This is a genomic window from Nocardiopsis sp. CC223A (assembly GCF_030766825.1).
In the GTDB taxonomy this organism is placed as follows: Bacteria; Actinomycetota; Actinomycetes; order Streptosporangiales; family Streptosporangiaceae; genus Nocardiopsis.
The window spans coordinates 155,971-174,744 of record NZ_JASFDV010000002.1 but is presented as its reverse complement, the minus strand read 5'-3'; the positions used below and the strand labels follow the sequence as shown (position 1 = coordinate 174,744).

Sequence of the window (18,774 nt, the reverse complement as noted above, 5' to 3'; positions counted from 1 at the left end):
GTTCGAGTGTAGGTAACTGCCGTCGCGACGTCAAATCGCCTGGCCAGCGGGGCGTGAGCCCCTGCCTGCGGGCGATCGCCGCGGGTTCCGGACCCCTGAACACCGGGGGTCGTGGGCGGCCGCGGCCGTTTCGTCGTGACGAGGGTTGTCCTGCCCCTGGGCTCCCGGTTCAAACCGGCCTCGGGGGACTTCTTGCGCCATCGCAGGTCGACCGGCGTCGAACAACGAGTGGGGGCGGCCCGTCCGGGCCGCCCCCACTCGTGCAGGGTCGCGTCAGACCATCGCCGCGATCTCCGCCGCCAGCCTGCGAAAGGCGATCCCCCGGTGGCTGATGGCGTTCTTCTCCTGGGGGGACAGCTCGGCCGTGGTCCGGTTCTCGCCCTCCGGGACGAAGATCGGGTCGTAGCCGAACCCGTTCTCCCCCCGGGGCTCGCGGATCACCCGGCCGCGCATCTCGCCCTCCGACACCACCTCGGTGCCGTCGGGCAGCACCAGGGCCGCGGCGCACACGAACGCGCCGGCGCGGCGTTCCGGCGGGGTGTCCGCCAGCTGGTCCAGGACCAGTTCCAGGTTGGCCCGGTCCTGGTCCTGCGCGCCGAAGCGGCCGGCCCAACGGGCCGACAGCACGCCCGGCATGCCCCGCAGCTCCCGGATGCTGAGCCCCGAGTCGTCGGCCACCGCGGGCAGCCCCGTGTGGGCGGCGATCGCGCGGGCCTTGAGCAGGGCGTTGCCGACGAACGACGGCTCGGTCTCGGGGACCTCCGGGGCGTCCGGGAACGCTTCGAGCGACAGCACCTCGGCGCTCACACCGGCGTCGGCGAGAATGGCGCGCAGTTCGGGCACCTTCTTGGCGTTGCGGGTGGCCAGCACGATCTTCACGATTCCCCCTTCTCCGGCGACACCGCCGATCCGGGTGCCGTTGAGTACGGTCACTCCGCCAGGGCCTTCTTCTGGAGGACGGTCAGTTCCTCGCAGCCGCCGACGGCCAGGTCGAGCAGTTTGTCGAGCAGTTCCCGGTCGAAGGCCGCACCCTCGGCGGTGCCCTGCACCTCGATGAACTTTCCGTCGCCGGTGAGGACGACGTTCATGTCGGTGTCGGCGACGGAGTCCTCCAGGTAGTTGAGGTCCAGCCGGGGCTGGCCCTGGACGACACCGACACTGATCGCGGCCAGGGAGCCGGTGAGCGGGTTGTTCTTGAGGTTGCGGCGCTTGCGCAGCCATTTCATGGCGTCGGCGAGGGCCACGTACGCGCCGGTGATGGCCGCGGTGCGGGTGCCGCCGTCGGCCTGGAGGACGTCGCAGTCCAGGGTGATGGTGTGCTCTCCCATCGCCTTGAAGTCGACGACCGCCCGCAGGGAGCGGCCGATGAGGCGGGAGATCTCGTGGGTGCGGCCGCCGATCTTGCCGCGCACGGACTCGCGGGCGCCGCGGGTGTCGGTGGCGCGGGGCAGCATCGCGTACTCGGCTGTGACCCACCCCTCGCCGGTTCCGCGGCGCCAGCGCGGGACACCGTCCTCGACGGTGGCGGCGCACAGCACTCGGGTGTCCCCGAACTCGATGAGCGCGGAGCCTTCCGCCTGGCGCAGCCAGTTGCGGGTGATCGTCACGGGGCGCAGTTGTGTCGGAACTCGTCCGTCAGGTCGGGCCATGGTCAAGAGCGTATACGCGCGCGGTCGCGCCGGGGGCGGGAGTCGCGAAGGCGTGCGCGGATGGGACCCACACCACTGTCGACGTCCGCTGCCGCCGGCTGCTCTCAACGGCCGTGGTCGGCCGGCACCGACCGACGCAGCGGTCCGTCATCGCGACCGGCCGCCTCCGCCGACCGCCGGTCGCCCCCTGTCGGCCGTCAACCGCCGATGGTGTGCGTCCGGCCGCTGCGGGCCAGGTCGATGGGTCCGGCATAGGTGGACCGGGCCTCTGTGAGGGTGACGTCGTCGTCGTTCCACGGCACCAGGTGGGTGAGCAGCAGGCTGCGCGTCCGGGCGAGGCTGGCGTGCTCGCCCGCCTCGCTGCCGGTGAGGTGCATGTCCTTGGGGTGCTCCACGTGGTCCTGGAAGGCGGCCTCGCACAGGAACAGGTCCGTGTCGGCGGCCAGGTCCACGAGGGAGTCGCAGGCCCCGGTGTCCCCGGAGTAGGCCATGCTGGCGCCGTCGTGCTCCAGGCGGATGCCGAAGGCCTCGACCGGGTGGTTGACGCGGTCCACGCGGACGGAGAACGGGCCGATGTCGAGGGGGCCCGGGGTGAGTTCGTGGAAGTCGAAGACCTCGGTCATGCCGGGGTCGGGCTCCAGGCCGTAGGCCTCGGCGACGCGCTCGGAGACGCCGCTCGGGCCGTAGACGGGGATCCGGGGTTTGGCGCCGTCGGGGTGGAACATCCGGGCGACCCAGTACGAGCACAGGTCGAAGCAGTGGTCGGCGTGCAGGTGGCTGAGGTAGACGGCGTCGACGGAGTAGATGTCGATGTGCCGCTGGAGGGCGCCGAGTGCGCCGTTGCCCATGTCGAGGAGCAGGCGGAAGCCGTCGGCCTCGACCAGGTAACAGGAGGCGGGGCTGTCCGGCCCCGGGAAGCTCCCGGAGGACCCGATAATCGTGAGTCGCACGTCGTCGTCGCCTTCTCGAAGGGCCGCGCGGCTCCGTGGCACCCCCTCGACCGTGTGCGCGGAGTACGGATGGCGGCTGGTTCAGCGGTTGTCCCGTTGTTACGGGTCTACCCCAATGGCCGCCCGGGTGGTACAAAATGTGTCCTGCATCTCACGCGACCTCGATCACGTGTGAATTTTTCACACCATATGACACGTTCCAAGTGGTTTGCTCTTGCCCTATTGCGGCTCGGTTCCGGCCTGTTGAGGTGCGCGCGGGAGTGATGCGCCCGTATCCGGACACCGGCCCCGGGGGACACGGCGGGGGCGGCGCCCCGTGATCGGGACGCCGCCCCCTTCGAGGCACGTGTCGGTCAGGCCCAGAGCTGGCCGTCGAGGCGCTCCTCCGCCTCTTCCAGCGTCCCCTCGTAGGCCCCCGTCGACAGGTACTTCCATCCGGCGTCGGCGATGACGAACGCGATGTCGGCGCGCTCCCCCGCCTGCTCCGCCTTGCGGGCCATGCCCAGCGCGGCGTGCAGCGCCCCGCCGGTGGAGATCCCGGCGAAGATGCCCTCCCGGTCCAGGAGTTCCCGGGTCCGCTTGAGCGCGGCGTCGGAGGGCACGGAGAACCGCGTGGTGAGCACCGACTCGTCGTACAGCTCCGGCACGAACCCCTCGTCGAGGTTGCGCAGGCCGTAGACGAGCTCGCCGTAGCGCGGCTCGGCGGCGACGATCCGCACGCCCGGCTTGTGCTCGCGCAGGTAGCGGCCCACGCCCATGAGCGTTCCGGTGGTGCCCAGGCCCGCCACGAAGTGGGTGATCTCCGGAAGGTCCGCGAGGAGTTCGGGACCGGTCGTCTCGTAGTGGGCCCGGGCGTTGGCCGCGTTGCCGTACTGGTAGAGCATCACCCAGTCGGGGTGTGCGACGGCCATCTCCTTGGCGACGCGGACCGCCTCGTTGGAACCGCCGGCCGCGTCGGAGAAGTGGACCTCGGCGCCCCACATGGCGAGGAGCTGCTTGCGCTCCTCCGAGGTGTTCTCCGGCATGACGCAGACCATGCGGTAGCCGCGCAGCTTGGCGACCATCGCCAGGGAGATACCGGTGTTCCCCGACGTCGGCTCCAGGATGGTGCAGCCCGGGGAGAGCAGCCCGTCCTTCTCCGCCTGTTCGATCATGAAGAACGCGGCTCGGTCCTTGATGGACCCGGTCGGGTTGCGGTCCTCCAGCTTCGCCCACAGCCGGACGTCCGGTGAGGGCGAGAGCCGGGGCAGACCGACGAGCGGCGTGCCGCCGAGGGAGTCGAGCAGGGAGTCGTAGCGCATGGGGCGCGCCTAGCGGCTTCCGCCGGCCACGGCGGGCAGGACGGTGACGTTGTCGCCGTCGGAGAGCTTCGCCTCCAGACCGCCGACGAAGCGCACGTCCTCGTCGTTGAGGTACACGTTGATGAAGCGGCGCAGTTTGCCGCCGTCCACCAGGCGCTCGCCGATGCCCGGGTAGCGGCTGTCCAGGTCGGTGAACAGCTCGCCCAGGGTGGCGCCGCTGCCCTCGACGACCTTGGCGTCGCCGGTCAGGTTGCGCAGGATGGTGGGGATGCGGACCTCGATGGCCATAGGTGTGTCTTCCCGTGAACGTGGTTGATGTGCGTACAGTCCCAACGAGGCGCCTCCCGCGGCCATTCCGCGGGCCCCGTCGGGCGGGGCGGGGTGCTACCCGGTGATCTCCACCGGTTCCTCGGTGACCTCGCCGTCCAGGATCCGGTAGGAGCGCAGTTCCGCGGTCTCGGGGTCCCTGGTGGACACGAGTACGTAGTGCGCGCCGGGCTCGGAGGCGTAGGAGATGTCGGTGCGCGAGGGGTAGGCCTCGGTGGCCGTGTGGGAGTGGTAGATCACAACGGGTTCCTCGTCGCGGTCGTCCATCTCCCGCCAGACCTTCAGCTGTTCGAGGGAGTCGAACCGGTAGAAGGTCGGGGACCGCTCGGCGTTGATCATCTCGACGAACCGCTCGGGGCGGTCGGACCCCGCGGGGCCGGCCACGATGCCACAGGCCTCGTCCGGGTGGTCGCGGCGGGCGTGGGCGACGATCTGGTCGTAGATCGAGCGATCAATCCTCAGCATGTCCCTCAGGGTATCGGAACAAATTTCCCTACCAACCGAATGGGTATTGTTAGTGTCGGGCGAGGTCACCCCGTGCGCGGTCAGGGAGCAGGTCGGCGTTCGGCCGTGGAGTCGCACGGATTAGGCTCATGCGCATGAACGACCATGGCAGCAGTGCGCTGCTGACCGACCACTACGAACTGACGATGCTCCAGGGCGCCCTGCACAGCGGCGCCGCGTCCCGGACGTCGGTGTTCGAGATGTTCGCCCGGCGTTTGCCCGAGGGACGCCGCTACGGCGTCGTGGCGGGGACCGGGCGGTTCCTGGACCTGCTGGAGCGCTTCCGGTTCCGCACCGAGGAGCTGGACTTCCTGTCCGACCACGGTGTGGTGGACGACACCACCCTGCGGTGGCTCTCGGAGTACCGGTTCTCCGGGAACGTGTGGGGCTACGGCGAGGGTGAGGCCTACTTCCCCGGGTCCCCGATCCTGGTGGTGGAGGGCACCTTCGCCGAGGCGGTGATCCTGGAGACCCTCGCCCTGTCGGTGTTCAACCACGACAGCGCCATCGCCTCCGCGGCGAGCCGGATGGTCGTGGCGGCGGCCGGGCGGCCGCTGATCGAGATGGGGTCGCGCCGCACCCACGAGGCGGCGGCGGTGGCCTCGGCGCGCGCCGCGTACGTGGCCGGGTTCGCGACCTCCTCCAACCTGGAGGCCGGGCGGTCGTACGGGGTGCCCACCGGCGGCACCGCGGCGCACGCGTTCACGCTGCTGCACGACAGCGAGCGGCACGCCTTCACCGCGCAGCTGGACTCGCTGGGCAGGCGGACGACCCTGCTGGTGGACACCTACGACGTGGAACGGGCCGTGCACACCGCCGTCGAACTGGCCGGACCGGAACTGGGCGCGGTGCGCATCGACTCCGGCGACCTCGGGAAGACCGCGGGCCGGGTGCGCGAGCAACTGGACTCGCTCGGTGCCGCCGAGACCCGGATCGTGGTGACCGGGGACCTGGACGAGCACTCCATCCAGGCGCTGGCCGTGGCACCCGTGGACGGCTACGGGGTGGGTACGTCCCTGGTGACGGGTTCGGGTTCGCCGACGGTGTCGCTGGTGTACAAGCTGGTGGCACGGGCGCGCGGAACGGCCGCGGACCCGCCGCTGGAGCCGGTGGCCAAGCGGTCGGTGGGCAAGCCGAGCCGGGGCGGCCGCAAGTGGTCGGTGCGCCGGTTCGACGACAAGGGAATCGCGATCGCCGAAGAGGTGTTCCCGTACGAGCCGCCGGAGGCGGTGGGGACCCGCCCGCTGCTGCGGCCGCTGGTGTCGGGCGGTGAGGTGGTGGGCCGCGAGAGCGTGCACGACGCCCGCGACCGGCACCGCGCGGTGGTGGCCGAGCTGCCCGAGCAGGCACTGCGGATGTCGCGGGGCGAGGCCGCCCTGCCGACGGTGTTCCACTGACCGGCGGTGTTCCGGTAGACCGGGTTGTGAGAGAAAGGGGTGCCGCTATGACCAGAGCGCTCATCGTGGTGGACGTGCAGAACGATTTCTGTGAGGGCGGCAGCCTGGCGGTGGCCGGGGGTGCCGCGACCGCGGAGGCCGTCACCGGGCACGCCCGCTCGGGCGGGTACGACCACGTGGTCGCCACCCGCGACTACCACATCGATCCGGGGCCGCACTTCTCGGAGGAGCCGGACTTCGTGGACAGCTGGCCGCGGCACTGCGAGGTGGGCACGCCGGGGGTGGAGTTCCACCCGGGCTTCGACGCCTCCCTGGCCGAGGAGGTCTTCAGCAAGGGCCACTACACGGCGGCCTACAGCGGGTTCGAGGGCGCTGCCCGGGACGGTGCGACGACGCTGGCGGAGTGGCTGCGCGAGCGCGGGGTGGACGAGGTGGACGTGGTGGGCATCGCCACCGACCACTGCGTTCGGGCCACCGCGCTGGACGCCGTGCGGGAGGGGCTGCGCACACGGGTGCTGCTCGACCTGACCGCGGGTGTGGCGCGGCCGACCGTGGACGCGGCGCTGGCGCAGCTGGAGCAGGCGGGTGTGGCCCTGGAGGGCGAGCCGAGGGTCGGCTGACCGCGGACACGCGCACGGCGGAGGGCGGGGCCGGGCGGTCCCGCCCTCCGCCGTGTCATGGGCGGGCGAGCAGGGTGCGCAGGACGTCGCCGGCGCGGGTCCACAGCAGGGATCCGCCCTCCCCCGGCAACAGGTGGCGGCGGGCGCCGGGAACGCGGCGGGCGAGCAGGCCGGCCCGGTCCGGGGAATGGAAGGTGTCCAGCTCGCCGTACCAGACGTCGGTGGGGACGGCGACCCGCTCCGGGGCCGGGTCCCAGCGGCCCGAGGCCAGGACGGTGTCGCGGGCGTACCCGGCGCCGTCACCGGCGAAGCCCTCGGCCAGGGCGCGGCGGTAGGCGGCCTCGAAGACGGGGGTGCGGTACACGGCCGCGTCGCGGTCCGGGGCGTGGGCGGTGACCAGGTCCCACATGCCGTCGGGGCCCAGCGCCGCCAGATCGCGCCCGGCGTGCTCCGGGTCGGCGGCCACGGCGTCGCGCAGGGCCCGTGCGCCGGGGTCGAGGAGGTCCGCCAGAGCGGGGTGGGCGATCTCGTCCGCGGGCGAGACCAGGGCCAGGGCGCGCGCCGCTCCGGTCGCGGCACAGGCGAGGGCGAAGGGAGCCCCCTGGGAGTTGCCGACGACGGCGGGGCGGCCGATGCCCAGATGGTCCGCGAGGGCGCGGGCGTCGGCGGCGAAGTCCGCGGCGGTGCGGCCGGGGGCCGGGTCCGAACCGCCCAGGCCGGGACGGTCGGCGGAGACCAGGTGGACGCCGAGTCCGGCGAGCAGGTGGGTGCCGAACCCCAGGGAGCGGCCGGTGGCGGCGCCGGGGCAGAGCAGGACGGGGGTGCCGCCGGGGTCGCCCCATGAGCTCCAGGCCAGGGTGCGGCCGTCGGGCAGGGTGAGCGCGCCGGTGTGCTCGGGGGCGTCGACTCCGAGTTCCATACCGGGGAGCCTAGGTGCGCCCGGGCCGCTGTGACCAGTGGTTTTCCGGGTGACCGAGAGGCGGCGGGAGGGTTCCCGCCGCCTCCTGCCGTGCCGTGGTTCAGGCGACGCCGATGGCGGCGCGGACCCGGTCCAGGACGGCGCGGGCGCGCTCGCGGGCGCGGACCGATCCGGCTTCGAGGATGTCCTCGATCTCCTGCGGGTTCGCCATGAGCTCCTCGTAGCGATCGCGCTTGGGGCCCAGCTCGGCGTTGACCGCCTCGAAGAGCTCGTTCTTGAGCTCGCCCCAGCCCATGCCGCCCTGCTCCAGGCGCTTGCGCACGTCGGCCACCTTGTCGGCGTCGGCGAAGTGGGTGAGCAGCTGGAAGGGCACCGAGGTGTCGGGGTCCTTGGGGTCCTCGACGGGGGTGGAGTCGGTGGGGATGCGGCGGATCGCCTTCTTGAGCTTGTTCTCCGGCAGGAAGAGCGGGATGTGGTTGTCGTAGGACTTGCTCATCTTGCGGCCGTCGACGCCGGGGAGGATGCTCGCCTCGCTGTCGTCGATGACGCCCTTGGGCAGGGGGAAGGCGTACCCGTGTTCGCCCTCCCCGTAGCGGTTGTTGAAGTACCCGGCGATGTCGGCGGTGTACTCGATGTGCTGGGACTGGTCGCGGCCCACGGGGACGTGGGTGGCCTGCATGATGAGGATGTCCGCGGCCATGAGGATGGGGTAGTTGAACAGCCCCATGTTGACCCCGGCGTCCAGGTCGGTGATCCCGGCCTCGTTGTTGCGGTCGCGGGCGGCCTTGTAGGCGTGGGCGCGGTTCATCAGGCCCTTGGGGGTGAGGGCGCTGAGGATGGTGGTCAGCTCGAAGGTCTCGGGGACCTTGGACTGCTGGTAGATGACCGTCCTGGCCGGGTCCAGCCCGCACGCCAGCCAGGTGGCAGCCCCGGACCGGATGCTGTGGCGGAGCTCGTCCGCGTCCTTGACGGTGTTGAGCGCGTGGTAGTCCGCGACGAAGTAGTAGGTCTCGTAGACGTCCGCGGCCGCCAGGGCCGGCTGGATCGCGCCGACGTAGTTGCCCAGGTGGAAGTCACCGGTGGGCTTGATCCCGGTCAGGTAGGTGTTCGCTGCCATGTCCCAAGGAAACCACACCTCCGAACTCCGGTTTCCGCACCCCGAGGATCTGCTTTCGGGGGTGCGGGTATGCATGCTGGAGGTATGACTGCCACGGATACCACCATCAAGGTCCCCGAAGCTCTGCGCGACCGCATCGGTCGGCGTGCCGAGCGGGAGCACACGCCGTTGGCCGTCGCGATCGAACGCGCCCTGGATGAGGCCGAGGAGCCGGAGTTCTGGCGGGAAGTGCGTCGATACCACGCAGGTCTGTCCGATGAAGACCGCCGCGCATACCTGAACGACCGGACACTCCGTGACGATCTGGCCGACCCTGATGATGCCCTGACCGCGGAGGACGCATGGTGAGGCGCGGAGAAATCCACATGGCGGATCCGGGCGACCCGATCGGCCATGGGCAAGCGTTCCGGCGACCGGTACTCATCGTCGGTGGCCGGCCCTGGCTTGACTCGAATCCACCGGTGTTCACGGTCGTGCCTCTCACCCGCACGTGCCGGGAGAGCCCGACCCGTGTGGAGATCGGGCCGGGCTCTTCCGGGCTGAAGGAGATCGGCCACGCCGAGTGCGGGGACCTACGTGCCATCTCGCCACTGCGGTTGGAGCGGAGCTTCGGAACGGTCGAGGACACGGTCCTGTTCCGGGTGGAACTGGTCCTGCGCAGGCTGCTCGTGCTCTGATCCGTCAGGGCCGGTGGGGGGAGCGGAAGGCGGCCCAGTGCTCGGCCATGCGGCGGGCCTGGCCCTCGGTGAAGTGGGTCATGCAGTCGTCGTCGCTGTAGTCCATGAAGTTGGTGACCGGGTCGCGGCCGCCGCGGTGCGGGCAGGAGTCGCGGCCCTGCGGGCAGCCGGCGGCGGCCCCGCGCTCGTAGGGGGTGTCGCCGACGTAGTCGCCCGGGGTGGTGCAGCCGTTCTGGAAGGTGTGGAACAGGCCCAGCCAGTGACCGACCTCGTGGGTGGCGGTGTGGCCCAGGCCGAAGCGGCCGCGGCCGCCGCCGGGCAGGGTGTCGTGGGCCAGGACGATGCCGTCCTGGTCGGGTGCGGCGGCGTGGTCCTGCGGGAAGCTGGAGTAGCCGAGCAGGCCGGAGCCGAGGTCGGCGGTGTAGATGTTGAGCGTTTCGGCGCCGCCGCGGCGCAGCTCGGCGCGGATGTCGTCGCGGTGGCCGTTGAAGTCGGCGAACCAGGTGTCGTTCTCGCTGCGGGTGACCTCGGAGAGCGTGAAGCGGAAGCCGGTGTCGGCACCGTCCGTGTCGTAGCCGCCGGAGTAGGCGGTGTTGAGGACGTCGATCTGGTCGCGGACGCGGGCGTCGCTCACGTCGCCCCGGCCGTCGGTGGCGGAGATGACGTGGACGACGACGGGGACGGTGCGCGGCGGGGCGATCTCGTGGGACCGCAGGGAGCGCAGTGCCTCGCGCAGCTGATCGTTGTACCGGGCGGCCTGTTCGGGGGTGAGCTCTCCGTTGTCGAAGGCGGTGTCCGCCCCGGGTCCGGCGAGGCGGGCGACGGTGCCCGGCGGGCAGTCGGGCCCGTCCGCCGTGGCCGCCCGTTCGGCTCCGGCCCCGGCGGGGTCGGGCAGGGCGGTGCCCCCGACCACCCCGGCCAGGGCGAGCCCGCACATCACCAGTCCGGTCCAGAGTGCGGCCGTCGCGCCGCGTGCGTTTCGTCCAGTCACCTCACGGACTGTAGTGAAATGAACACGTATCGCACATGAGCCCGGGCGCGAGCTTGCGAAGTGTTTGCCCGGATGGTCCGAAATCCCCTGGCCTGGTCGCCCCCCGGCTACTTGCCGCCGACCGCCCAGACGCGGAGCTTGGCGATGCGTTCGCGGATCTGGTCCGGGGTGGCCTGGGCGACCGGCGGCCCGCCGCAGGCGCGGCGCAGCTCGTTGTGGATCACCCCGTGCGGCTTGCCGGTGCGGTGGTGCCAGGCCCCGACCAGCCCGCTCAGCTCGCGGCGCAGGTTCGCCAGGACCTCGTGGGTGGGGCCCTCGTCCCGGACCGGCTCGTCCTTCCTGCGGGCCTTGATCTCCCCGGCCTTGATGTCGTCCTTGCGCTTGCGCAGCAGCTGCGCCACCTGCTGGGGTTCCAGCAGCCCGGGCAGGCCCAGGAAGTCCTCCTCCTCGGTGGAGCCGGGCACACCGCCGTACTCGTTGCCGTCGTAGAGGGCGCGGTCGAACTCGGCCGACGCCTCCATCGTCTCGAACGGCAGCTCCTCCCCCGCGTCGGGGGTGTCGCGCTTCTTGTTCGCCTCCCTGAGGAGGTCCTCCTCCGGGTACGCGTCGTCCTCGGCGGGGGTGCGGTCCAGGACGTGGTCGCGCTCGCGCTCCATGTCCCCGGCGAACTCCAGCAGGTTGGGCACCGAGGGCAGGAACACCGAGGCCACCTCGCCGCGCTTGCGCACGCGCACGAACCGGCCGATGGCCTGGGCGAAGAACAGGGCGGTGCTGGTGGAGGTGGCGTACACCCCGACCATCAGCCGGGGCACGTCCACCCCCTCGGACACCATGCGCACCGCGACCATCCACCGGTCGTCGCCCTTGGCGAACCGGGAGATCTTCTTGGAGGCGGTGGGGTCGTCGGACAGCACCACGGTGGCGCTCTTGCCGGTGATCTGACGGATGATCCGCGAGTAGGCGCGGGCGTTCTCGTGGTCGCTGGCGATGACCAGGCCGCCGGCGTCGGGGTGGGTCTTGCGGACCTCGGTGAGCCGCCGGTCGGCGGCCTGGAGCACGCGTTTGATCCAGTCGCCCTTGGGGTCCAGCGCGGCCCGCCAGGCCTGGGAGAGCGCGTCCTGGGTGAGCGGCTCGCCCAGGCGGGCGGCCAGTTCGTCCCCGGCTCGGGTGCGCCAGCGCATCTCGCCGGAGTACGCCATGAAGATGACGGGGCGCACGACGCCGTCGGCCAGCGCCGGGCCGTAGCCGTAGCTGTAGTCCCAGGAGCAGCGGCGCACCCCGGCGGCGTCCTGGACGTAGTCCACGAACGGGATGGGGTTGATGTCGGACCGGAAGGGCGTCCCGGTCAGGGAGAGCCGCCGGGCGGCCGGGTCGAACGCCTCGCGGGCGGCGTCGCCCCAGGACAGGGCGTCGCCCGCGTGGTGGACCTCGTCGAAGATCACCAGGGTCTTGCGGGCCTCGGTGCGGTTGCGGTGCAGCGCCGGGTGGGCGGCGACCTGCGCGTAGGTGACGGCGGCGCCGAGGTACTGCCGGCCCAGGGCCCCCTGGCCGTTGCGGAAGTCGGGGTCGATGGGGATGTTGAACCGTGCGGCGGCCTCGGCCCACTGCTTCTTGAGGTGCTCGGTGGGGCAGACGATGGTGAGGGAGCGGATGATGTTCCGCTGGAGGAGTTCGCTCGCCAGGGTGAGGGCGAACGTGGTCTTGCCCGCGCCGGGCGTGGCGACCGCCAGGAAGTCCCGCGGCTGTCGGCGGAAGTACTCCTCGAACGCCTCCCGCTGCCAGGCCCGGAGCCCGCTGAGGCGGTCCTCGGTCGTGGTCTGCGTCACCGTCATGCGTTTCGTCCCCCGATACTCACCTGCTAGAGATTAGCGGCCCGGTCCGACCGGACAGGGGCGGCTTCCCGTGGTGCCGCGCACACTCACGGGTCCGGACCGGCCGCCGCGAAGACCCATGAACGCCCGCGCACGGGCACATACGGGTGCGAACACGCACGAGCCCCGCGGGTCCGGAGGTTCTCCGAACGGACCCGCGGGGCGCGCGTGTCGCACCGGGCCGCGATGGTGTCCCACCGAGAGGTGTGACCTCGTTCGACTCCAGGGCCCCGGAGGTAACGACGCGCTGGTCGGCGATTCGTTTCTGTTCGAACGACCGTTGTTCTCACACCGCTCCACGGGACATGGCCCGGGCCGCGCCCGGCCTTCCAGGCACCGATGCCGCCGGTGGCGGGCGGCGTCGGCGCCGAGCCGGGCGAAGGCGTCCGCCGCACACGCCTCGTGTCACTCGGCGGGCGGCTCCTCTTCGGGGGTGTCGGAATCCACGGGCGCCCCACCCGGCTCGTCGGCCTCTTCCGTCCCTGCTCCCCCACCGGATCCGCCGGCGCCCTCGATGTCGACGGCGCCGTCGTTGAACGGCATGTAGGGGGAGATCGCCGGGAAGGCGAAGAACCACAGCAGGGCGGCGGTCCCGGCCAGCAGGCCGAGCGCCATGATGAACTTGGAGATCCAGGGTCCGGGCAGAATGCGCCAGATCAGGCCGTACATGCGGGTCTCCTCACTCGCTCTCGTCGGCGTCGGGGGCCATGTGCGCGATCGAGTCGGGCATGCCCTCCGACTTGGGCGTGGTCTCGACGAGTTCGCCCCACACGATGAGCCGGTGCGTGTTGTTCAGCTTGGGCGCACAGGTGGTGAGCGTGATGATCGACCGCCCCGGCTCGACCTCTCCCCCGGCCTCCTCCGCGTCCTCGGCGTCGCCCGCGCCCTCGACGTCGTCGAACGGGTCGGGTTCGATCACCCACACGTCGGTGGGCACGACCGTCTCCTCCCGGAACACCTCGTAGGTGTAGAAGTTCTCGCCGTCCTCCAGCACCAGGACGTCGCCGTCGTCCAGCAGGTCGATGTCCCAGAACAGGCCGGGGGTGCGGTGCGCGGCGATCGCGTAGTTGCCCGCCTGCCCGGGGCTGCTGGGGTACTCGGTGTAGTGCCCGGGGCTGTAGCGGATGTCGTCCTGGGTGGTGCCGTTGACGACGACCCAGTCCAGGTCCAGGGACGGGATGTACAGCCGGCTGTCGGCGCTGCCGGGCAGGGGCTCGGAATCGGGGCCGCGTTCCTCGGCCTCGGCCCAGGCATCCTCCAGCCCCTGGGCCAGACCCTGCTGCTCGCGGTCGGTCTCCCACCGGGAGCCGTACACCTCGTACGCCGCGTAGAACAGCATGAGGAGACCGGCGGTCAGCAGGATCTCGCCGACGAAGCGGACGATGCCGCGCACCACGTCGCCGGGGGTGGCCCGGCGGCGGGGCGGGGGCTTGCGGCGGCGGCCGCCGGGGGAACGGCGGCGGCCCTCCCCGGCCCCGGGGTCATCCTGTGGCTGTCGTTCCGTTGTGGACACCAATACGACCTACTCCTGTGGACGTCTCGCGTGTGCTCCGTGGACCTACCGGAGGGGCACGACCAGCGGGGTCCCGGTCCTCGGGTGCGGCAGGACCTCGACCTCGTGCCGGTAGACGGCGCTGAGCAGGGACGCGGTGAACACCTCGGTGGGGGGACCCTGCGCGGCGATCCGTCCCTGGGAGAGTATCGCCACACGGTGGGCGTAGGCCGCCGCAAGACCCAAATCGTGCAGGACCACGATAACCGCACCGCCGCGTTCGGCGAGTGAACACGCGATGCCCAGCACGAGTTCCTGGTGGTGGACGTCCAGGGCGGCGGTGGGCTCGTCGAGCATGAGCAGCGGGGTGTCCTGGGCCAGGACCCGGGCGAGCATCACGCGGGCCCGCTCGCCGCCCGACAGGGTCGGGAAGCGGCGGTCGGCCAGGTGGGAGACGCCGGTGCCCTCCATGGCGGCGGCGACGATCCCGTCGTCCTCGCCGGGGTCGCCGAGCCCGGCCCAGGGGGCGCGTCCCATGGCGACCAGTTCGGCGACGGAGAACGGGAAGCCGACCGCGGCCTCCTGGGGCAGGACGGCGCGGCGCAGGGCGAGTTCGGGCGGGGTCCACGCGCCGAGTTCGCGGCCGAAGAGGTCGATACGGCCGCCGTCGGCGCCGCCCCGCTCCGCGGTCGCGGCGAGGTCGCCGGACACGGCGGCCAGCAGCGTGGACTTGCCGGCGCCGTTGGGGCCGACCAGCGCCACCAGCTCCCCGGCGCGGACGGTGAGGTCCACCCCGTCCAGGAGGGTGCGCCCGCCCCGGCGGACGGTGACGCCCTCGGCGCGCAGCACGGGGTCGCCGACGGCGACGGGTTCGGGCCGCGCGGGCGGCCGGGACAGGGGGGCGAGGACGGCCCGGGCCCGCCGTCGAAGGGTGGGGATCACGACCAGCCTCCCTGCTTGGCGCGGGTGCGGTAGAGGAGGTAGAAGAAGAACGGTCCGCCGATGGCGGAGGTGACCACGCCCAGGGGGATCTCGGCGGGGGCGGCCACGGTGCGGGCCAGCAGGTCGGCGGCGAGCAGCAGCAGGCCGCCGCCCAGGGCGCTGGCCGGCAGCAGCACGCGGTGCCCGGGCCCGGTGACCATCCGGACGATGTGCGGGACGACCAGGCCGATGAACGCCACGATCCCGGCGAAGGCCACCGCCGCCGAGGTGAGCAGGGCCAGGGCGGTGATGAGGACCAGGCGCATGCGCTCCACGTCCACACCCAGGTGGCGGGCCGGCCCCTCGCCCAGGGAGAGCAGGTCCAGGCGGCGCGCGTGGATCGGGATGACGATCATCCCGGCGACCAGGCAGGGCACGATCGCGGCGACCTTGGACCAGGTGGCGGTGGCCACACTGCCCAGCTGCCAGAAGGCGATGGTCTGGATCTCGGCGTCCTGGGAGAAGTTGGTCATCAGGCCGATGGCGGCCCCGGCGATGGCGTTGACGGCGATGCCGGTGAGCAGCAGGGTGACGACCTCGGTGCGCCCGCGCGAGCGCGCGAACACGTACACGAACAGGGTGGTGGCCAGGCCGAACACGAACGACGACGCGATGATCGTCCAGTGGCCCAGGACGGTGGCCCCGGTGAAGATGACGACGATGGCGCCGACGGCCGCCCCGGAGGAGACGCCGATGACACCGGGTTCGGCCAGGGGGTTGCCGAAGATGCCCTGCATCATGGCCCCGGCCACGCCCAGGGCGGCCCCCACCGTGACGGCGAGCACCACGCGGGGGAACCGCACGTCCCACAGGACGGTGTGGGCGACCCGGTCGGGCAGGGGGCCCGCGGTCCTGATGCCGAGGGCGTCCAGGACCGAGGCGGTGACCTGCCCGGCGGGGATCTGGTAGGCGCCGATCCCGGCGGCGACGACGGAGACGACGACCAGGCCGGCGGTCAGGCCGCCGAGCAGCAGGCCGGCGCGCAGGCGGTGCCGGGCCCGGCCGGTCCGGAGCGGGGCGGCCTCCTCCTCCCCCCGTTCCGCCGCCGGCGCCTCGGTGGCGGTCACGAGCCCTCCCCTGCCGCGACCTCGGACAGCTCCTCGGCCAGGGCGGCGATGACCTGCGGGGTGCGGGGGCCGAAGTTGAGCAGCACCCCGTCCTCGAAGTCGATGACGGCGCGGTCCCGGCCGGCGGGTGTCTGGGCGACGCCGGGGATCTCGACGAGGCCGTCGACGCCGCCGACCGATTCCAGCCCCTTGGTCATGACCAGGATCACATCGGGCTGGGCCGCGATGAGGGCTTCGCCGGTGATGGGTGTGAAGGGCTCGGTCAGGCCCATCTCGACCCCGGCGTCGCGGGCGCCGACCTCGGCGAGCATGGCGTCGGCCCCGGAGCCGGGTCCGCCGATGAGGTACACCCCGGCGGTGCCGCGCAGGTAGAGGAAGGCGACCAGGGGGGAGCCGACGGCCTCGGCGGAGTCCTCGCGGACGTCGGCCATCTGGGTCTGTGTGCGCTCGACCAGGGCGGTGCCCGCGGCGGGGACGCCCAGGGCCCGGGCGACGCGTTCGAAGCGCGGGTACATCTCGTCGAAGGACCAGGCCTCCTCGACGATGACCACGGGGATGCCCGAGCGCTGGATCTGCTCGATGGCCTCGGGCGGCCCGGTCTGGGTGTCGGCGAGGATCACCGTGGGCTCCAGGGCAAGGACGCTCTCGGCGGAGACCTCGTGCCCGCTGGTGACGACGGGCAGGTCGGCGGCCTCGTCGAAGGTGGCGGCGACGTCGCGGCCCACGACCCGGTCGCCCAGGCCCAGGGTGAAGACGATCTCGGCCAGGCCGCCGGTGAGGGGCAGGATCCGCGAGGTGTCGGCGACCTCGACCTGCTCGTACTCCAGGGGGTCGGCGCTGGTGCGGTAGGGGTCGAGCACGACGGAGTCGACGGTCACCGGCAGTTGCTCGACGAACTCCTCCTCCAGGGGCTGGAGGCGGTTCTCGGCGAGTTCGGGGATCTCCCCGGCGCCGCCGGAGGCGGTGTCGTCCGGGGCTCCGGTACCGCCCGAGCAGCCGGCGAGGGCGAGTGCGAGGGCGCAGGCCGCGGCGAGTGCCCGGGCCCCGCGCCGGGCGCGTGTACGGGAACGGGGGTCGGCGAGGGACATGGGGATCGCTTTCGGGTCGGGCCGGGGGTCGGGGTCGCCGGGGGAACGACACCGACCTTTATACGACACCTTGTCACCATCTTGACAAGTCCGATGGTCCGGTGTTCAACTGTTCCGGTCGCGGACGCCAGGTTAGGTAAGGCTCACTTCGCCAAGGTAAGCGTAACCTAACTTGAAATCCGCATGTCACGCGGGTCACCACCCGAACCGGGCCCGCACGAACCCCGAAGGCCCCTGATGCAAGCAGCGGTTTCCCCCCGCCCGATCACCGGGCGGCGCCGGGGCGGGTCCCTCCCTCCCCTGGCCGTCGCCGCGGCCGCGGTACTGATCTCCACCGCGCTGCCCGCGGCGGCGCACGCAGAACCGGCTCCCCGGCAGGAGGAGACCGGACACCCCCGGATCACCACCGTCGACCGGACCGAGGGACTGGACCCCGAAGGTGACACCGTCACCGTCTCCGGGGCCGGCCACACCCCCGGATCCGTCATCGAGATCGCGACCCTCGCCGTTCCGACCGAACCCGCCGACACCGGAGAGGCCGCGGAGACCGAGGAGGAGGCCGTCGCCGACACCGAGAACGCGGTGACGGTCGAGGTCGGCGGGCGCGGCACCTTCAGCGCCACCTTCGTCACCGGCGCCGGGTTCGCCGCCGAGGCCGGGCTGGACGCGGCCGCGGACGCCTTCGAGATCCGCCTCGTCGAGGTGGAGTCCCCCGAGGACTCCGAGGGCTCTGAGGACTCCGAGGGCTCCGAGCCGGTCACCGGCACCTGGGGCGGCGGCGCCCCGGCCGACGGCCCGACCGATCCCGCGGAGGATCTGGCCGCAGCGCCCGGCGCGGGGATGAGCGCCCCCGTCGCGGTCCCGGCGACCCCTGCGGCCGCCGCCGTCGTGGGCCGGGTCCCGGTCACGTTCGCGGCGCCCGAGACCGCCCCGGCTCCGGAATCGCGGCCGCGGACCACTCCGCAGACCCAGGCCGGTGCGCCGCGGGCACCCCTGCCCCGGGAACCGGGAGATCCCCGGATCACGGTGTCCAAGACCGACGGCCTCGACCCCGACGGGGAGACCGTCACGGTCACCGGCACCGGTTACGACACCGCCAAGGGCATCTACGTGGCGCTGTGCGACACCGCCTCCGCGAGCTCGACGCAGGCTCCGACGCCGTGCATCGGCGGGGTGGACATGGACGGTTCCGGCGGTGCCTCCGCCTGGATCTCCAGCAATCCGCCGCCCTACGGCGAGGGCCTGGCCGTCCCCTACGACGGCTCCGGCACCGACGGCGGCTTCAGCGTGCAGATCACGGTGAAGGCCGACGACGGCAGCACCGACTGCAACGCCGCCGGCGTCGAGTGCGCCGTGGTCACCCGCAACGACCACACCCGGTCCAGCGACCGCAGCCAGGACGTGTTCGTCCCGGTGACGTTCGGCTCGGGCGGCTCGGGCGGCTCGGGTGGTTCGGGTGGCCCGGACACCGGCTCCGGGGACACCGGCTCGGGTGGTGACGGCGGATCCGGTTCCGGCGGCACGGGTTCCGGTGGCTCCGGCAGCGGCGGCTCGGGCTCGGGCCCGATCACCGACCTGCCCCGAACCGGCACCGACCTGACCGTCCTGGTCCTGGCCGCCGCCGTGGCGACCGCGACCGGTGCCTTCGCCCTCTTCGCGACGCGCCGCCGCCGCGGCGCCGGGGACGACGTCCCCGGTGAGGCCGCGGCCTGACAGACCCCACTCTCCATGACGGGCCCGTGCCCCGGCACGGGCCCACGGGCTCCACATCCGCCGCCCCGCCCCCGGATCCCCGGGAACGGTCACCGTCTCCTTCCGACGAT

20 protein-coding genes are annotated in these 18,774 nt (G+C 72.3%); 5 read left to right on the top strand and 15 right to left on the bottom strand.

Annotated features, from left to right (window positions below):
- Window positions 1-273: 273 nt before the first annotated feature.
- The 6 genes from rdgB to QJS33_RS01840 form a co-directional block, all read right to left on the bottom strand.
- A complete protein-coding gene (gene rdgB, locus QJS33_RS01865; protein WP_306366070.1) occupies window positions 274-879 on the bottom strand; it encodes an RdgB/HAM1 family non-canonical purine NTP pyrophosphatase in 606 nt (201 codons plus the stop codon).
- A gap of 50 nt (window positions 880-929) precedes the next feature.
- Window positions 930-1,649 (bottom strand): ribonuclease PH, encoded by a 720-nt coding sequence (gene rph / locus QJS33_RS01860; RefSeq protein WP_306366059.1) that lies wholly within the window; start codon window positions 1,647-1,649, stop codon window positions 930-932.
- Between the two features lie 197 nt (window positions 1,650-1,846).
- Window positions 1,847-2,599, bottom strand: coding sequence for an MBL fold metallo-hydrolase (locus tag QJS33_RS01855; RefSeq protein WP_306366058.1), 753 nt, complete (start codon window positions 2,597-2,599; stop codon window positions 1,847-1,849).
- A gap of 353 nt (window positions 2,600-2,952) precedes the next feature.
- Window positions 2,953-3,900: a PLP-dependent cysteine synthase family protein gene (locus QJS33_RS01850; protein ID WP_306366057.1), complete on the bottom strand. Its 948-nt coding sequence runs from the start codon at window positions 3,898-3,900 to the stop codon at window positions 2,953-2,955.
- A gap of 9 nt (window positions 3,901-3,909) precedes the next feature.
- A complete protein-coding gene (locus tag QJS33_RS01845) occupies window positions 3,910-4,188 on the bottom strand; it encodes a MoaD family protein (protein WP_306366056.1) in 279 nt (92 codons plus the stop codon).
- 96 nt (window positions 4,189-4,284) lie between these two features.
- A complete protein-coding gene (locus tag QJS33_RS01840; protein WP_306366055.1) occupies window positions 4,285-4,692 on the bottom strand; it encodes a M67 family metallopeptidase in 408 nt (135 codons plus the stop codon).
- 134 nt (window positions 4,693-4,826) lie between these two features.
- Between QJS33_RS01840 and QJS33_RS01835 the strand changes: the two genes are divergently transcribed.
- Together QJS33_RS01835 and QJS33_RS01830 are read left to right on the top strand one after the other, a co-directional pair.
- The gene (locus QJS33_RS01835; protein ID WP_306366054.1) at window positions 4,827-6,128 is read left to right on the top strand and encodes a nicotinate phosphoribosyltransferase; all 1,302 of its coding nucleotides are present in this window, start codon (window positions 4,827-4,829) and stop codon (window positions 6,126-6,128) included.
- Window positions 6,129-6,175: 47 nt separating this feature from the next.
- Window positions 6,176-6,748, top strand: coding sequence for a nicotinamidase (locus QJS33_RS01830; protein ID WP_306366053.1), 573 nt, complete (start codon window positions 6,176-6,178; stop codon window positions 6,746-6,748).
- Between the two features lie 55 nt (window positions 6,749-6,803).
- Here QJS33_RS01830 and QJS33_RS01825 read toward each other — a convergent pair whose 3' ends face one another.
- Both QJS33_RS01825 and QJS33_RS01820 read right to left on the bottom strand, forming a co-directional pair.
- Window positions 6,804-7,667, bottom strand: coding sequence for an alpha/beta fold hydrolase (locus tag QJS33_RS01825; RefSeq protein WP_306366052.1), 864 nt, complete (start codon window positions 7,665-7,667; stop codon window positions 6,804-6,806).
- 100 nt (window positions 7,668-7,767) lie between these two features.
- Complete coding sequence (locus tag QJS33_RS01820; RefSeq protein WP_306366051.1) at window positions 7,768-8,784, bottom strand: tryptophan--tRNA ligase; 1,017 nt, start codon at window positions 8,782-8,784, stop codon at window positions 7,768-7,770.
- Between the two features lie 84 nt (window positions 8,785-8,868).
- Between QJS33_RS01820 and QJS33_RS01815 the strand changes: the two genes are divergently transcribed.
- A complete protein-coding gene (locus QJS33_RS01815; protein ID WP_306366050.1) occupies window positions 8,869-9,132 on the top strand; it encodes a hypothetical protein in 264 nt (87 codons plus the stop codon).
- Complete coding sequence (locus tag QJS33_RS01810; RefSeq protein WP_306366049.1) at window positions 9,126-9,461, top strand: type II toxin-antitoxin system PemK/MazF family toxin; 336 nt, start codon at window positions 9,126-9,128, stop codon at window positions 9,459-9,461. Before QJS33_RS01815 ends, QJS33_RS01810 begins: the two co-directional genes overlap by 7 nt.
- 4 nt (window positions 9,462-9,465) lie before the next feature.
- Here QJS33_RS01810 and QJS33_RS01805 read toward each other — a convergent pair whose 3' ends face one another.
- The 7 genes from QJS33_RS01805 to QJS33_RS01775 form a co-directional block, all read right to left on the bottom strand.
- Complete coding sequence (locus QJS33_RS01805) at window positions 9,466-10,398, bottom strand: zinc metalloprotease (protein WP_306366069.1); 933 nt, start codon at window positions 10,396-10,398, stop codon at window positions 9,466-9,468.
- Window positions 10,399-10,559: 161 nt separating this feature from the next.
- A complete protein-coding gene (locus QJS33_RS01800; RefSeq protein ID WP_306366048.1) occupies window positions 10,560-12,284 on the bottom strand; it encodes a DEAD/DEAH box helicase in 1,725 nt (574 codons plus the stop codon).
- Window positions 12,285-12,728: 444 nt separating this feature from the next.
- Window positions 12,729-12,992 (bottom strand): hypothetical protein, encoded by a 264-nt coding sequence (locus QJS33_RS01795; protein WP_306366047.1) that lies wholly within the window; start codon window positions 12,990-12,992, stop codon window positions 12,729-12,731.
- A gap of 10 nt (window positions 12,993-13,002) precedes the next feature.
- On the bottom strand, window positions 13,003-13,716 hold the full coding sequence (locus QJS33_RS01790) for a class E sortase (protein ID WP_372339564.1): 714 nt from the start codon (window positions 13,714-13,716) through the stop codon (window positions 13,003-13,005).
- Window positions 13,717-13,881: 165 nt separating this feature from the next.
- The gene (locus QJS33_RS01785) at window positions 13,882-14,754 is read right to left on the bottom strand and encodes a heme ABC transporter ATP-binding protein (RefSeq protein WP_306366068.1); all 873 of its coding nucleotides are present in this window, start codon (window positions 14,752-14,754) and stop codon (window positions 13,882-13,884) included.
- On the bottom strand, window positions 14,754-15,863 hold the full coding sequence (locus tag QJS33_RS01780) for a FecCD family ABC transporter permease (protein WP_372339562.1): 1,110 nt from the start codon (window positions 15,861-15,863) through the stop codon (window positions 14,754-14,756). Before QJS33_RS01780 ends, QJS33_RS01785 begins: the two co-directional genes overlap by 1 nt.
- Window positions 15,860-16,951, bottom strand: a complete 1,092-nt coding sequence (locus QJS33_RS01775; protein WP_306366045.1) for a hemin ABC transporter substrate-binding protein — start codon at window positions 16,949-16,951, stop codon at window positions 15,860-15,862. Before QJS33_RS01775 ends, QJS33_RS01780 begins: the two co-directional genes overlap by 4 nt.
- A gap of 237 nt (window positions 16,952-17,188) precedes the next feature.
- Here QJS33_RS01775 and QJS33_RS01770 point away from each other — a divergent pair, with 237 nt between their 5' ends.
- On the top strand, window positions 17,189-18,664 hold the full coding sequence (locus tag QJS33_RS01770; protein WP_306366044.1) for an LPXTG cell wall anchor domain-containing protein: 1,476 nt from the start codon (window positions 17,189-17,191) through the stop codon (window positions 18,662-18,664).
- Window positions 18,665-18,774 lie beyond the last annotated feature (110 nt).

Bases quoted from the DNA above. Each gene is read 5' to 3' on its own strand.
- QJS33_RS01835 (WP_306366054.1), top strand. From the start codon at position 4,827: ATGAACGACCATGGCAGCAGTGCGCTGCTGACCGACCACTACGAACTG.
- QJS33_RS01845 (WP_306366056.1), bottom strand. From the start codon at position 4,188: ATGGCCATCGAGGTCCGCATCCCCACCATCCTGCGCAACCTGACCGGC.
- QJS33_RS01850 (WP_306366057.1), bottom strand. From the start codon at position 3,900: ATGCGCTACGACTCCCTGCTCGACTCCCTCGGCGGCACGCCGCTCGTC.
- QJS33_RS01795 (WP_306366047.1), bottom strand. From the start codon at position 12,992: ATGTACGGCCTGATCTGGCGCATTCTGCCCGGACCCTGGATCTCCAAG.
- rph (WP_306366059.1), bottom strand. From the start codon at position 1,649: ATGGCCCGACCTGACGGACGAGTTCCGACACAACTGCGCCCCGTGACG.
- QJS33_RS01775 (WP_306366045.1), bottom strand. From the start codon at position 16,951: ATGTCCCTCGCCGACCCCCGTTCCCGTACACGCGCCCGGCGCGGGGCC.
- QJS33_RS01840 (WP_306366055.1), bottom strand. From the start codon at position 4,692: ATGCTGAGGATTGATCGCTCGATCTACGACCAGATCGTCGCCCACGCC.
- QJS33_RS01810 (WP_306366049.1), top strand. From the start codon at position 9,126: ATGGTGAGGCGCGGAGAAATCCACATGGCGGATCCGGGCGACCCGATC.
- QJS33_RS01830 (WP_306366053.1), top strand. From the start codon at position 6,176: ATGACCAGAGCGCTCATCGTGGTGGACGTGCAGAACGATTTCTGTGAG.
- QJS33_RS01800 (WP_306366048.1), bottom strand. From the start codon at position 12,284: ATGACGGTGACGCAGACCACGACCGAGGACCGCCTCAGCGGGCTCCGG.
- QJS33_RS01805 (WP_306366069.1), bottom strand. From the start codon at position 10,398: ATGTGCGGGCTCGCCCTGGCCGGGGTGGTCGGGGGCACCGCCCTGCCC.
- QJS33_RS01770 (WP_306366044.1), top strand. From the start codon at position 17,189: ATGCAAGCAGCGGTTTCCCCCCGCCCGATCACCGGGCGGCGCCGGGGC.
- QJS33_RS01820 (WP_306366051.1), bottom strand. From the start codon at position 8,784: ATGGCAGCGAACACCTACCTGACCGGGATCAAGCCCACCGGTGACTTC.
- QJS33_RS01815 (WP_306366050.1), top strand. From the start codon at position 8,869: ATGACTGCCACGGATACCACCATCAAGGTCCCCGAAGCTCTGCGCGAC.
- QJS33_RS01825 (WP_306366052.1), bottom strand. From the start codon at position 7,667: ATGGAACTCGGAGTCGACGCCCCCGAGCACACCGGCGCGCTCACCCTG.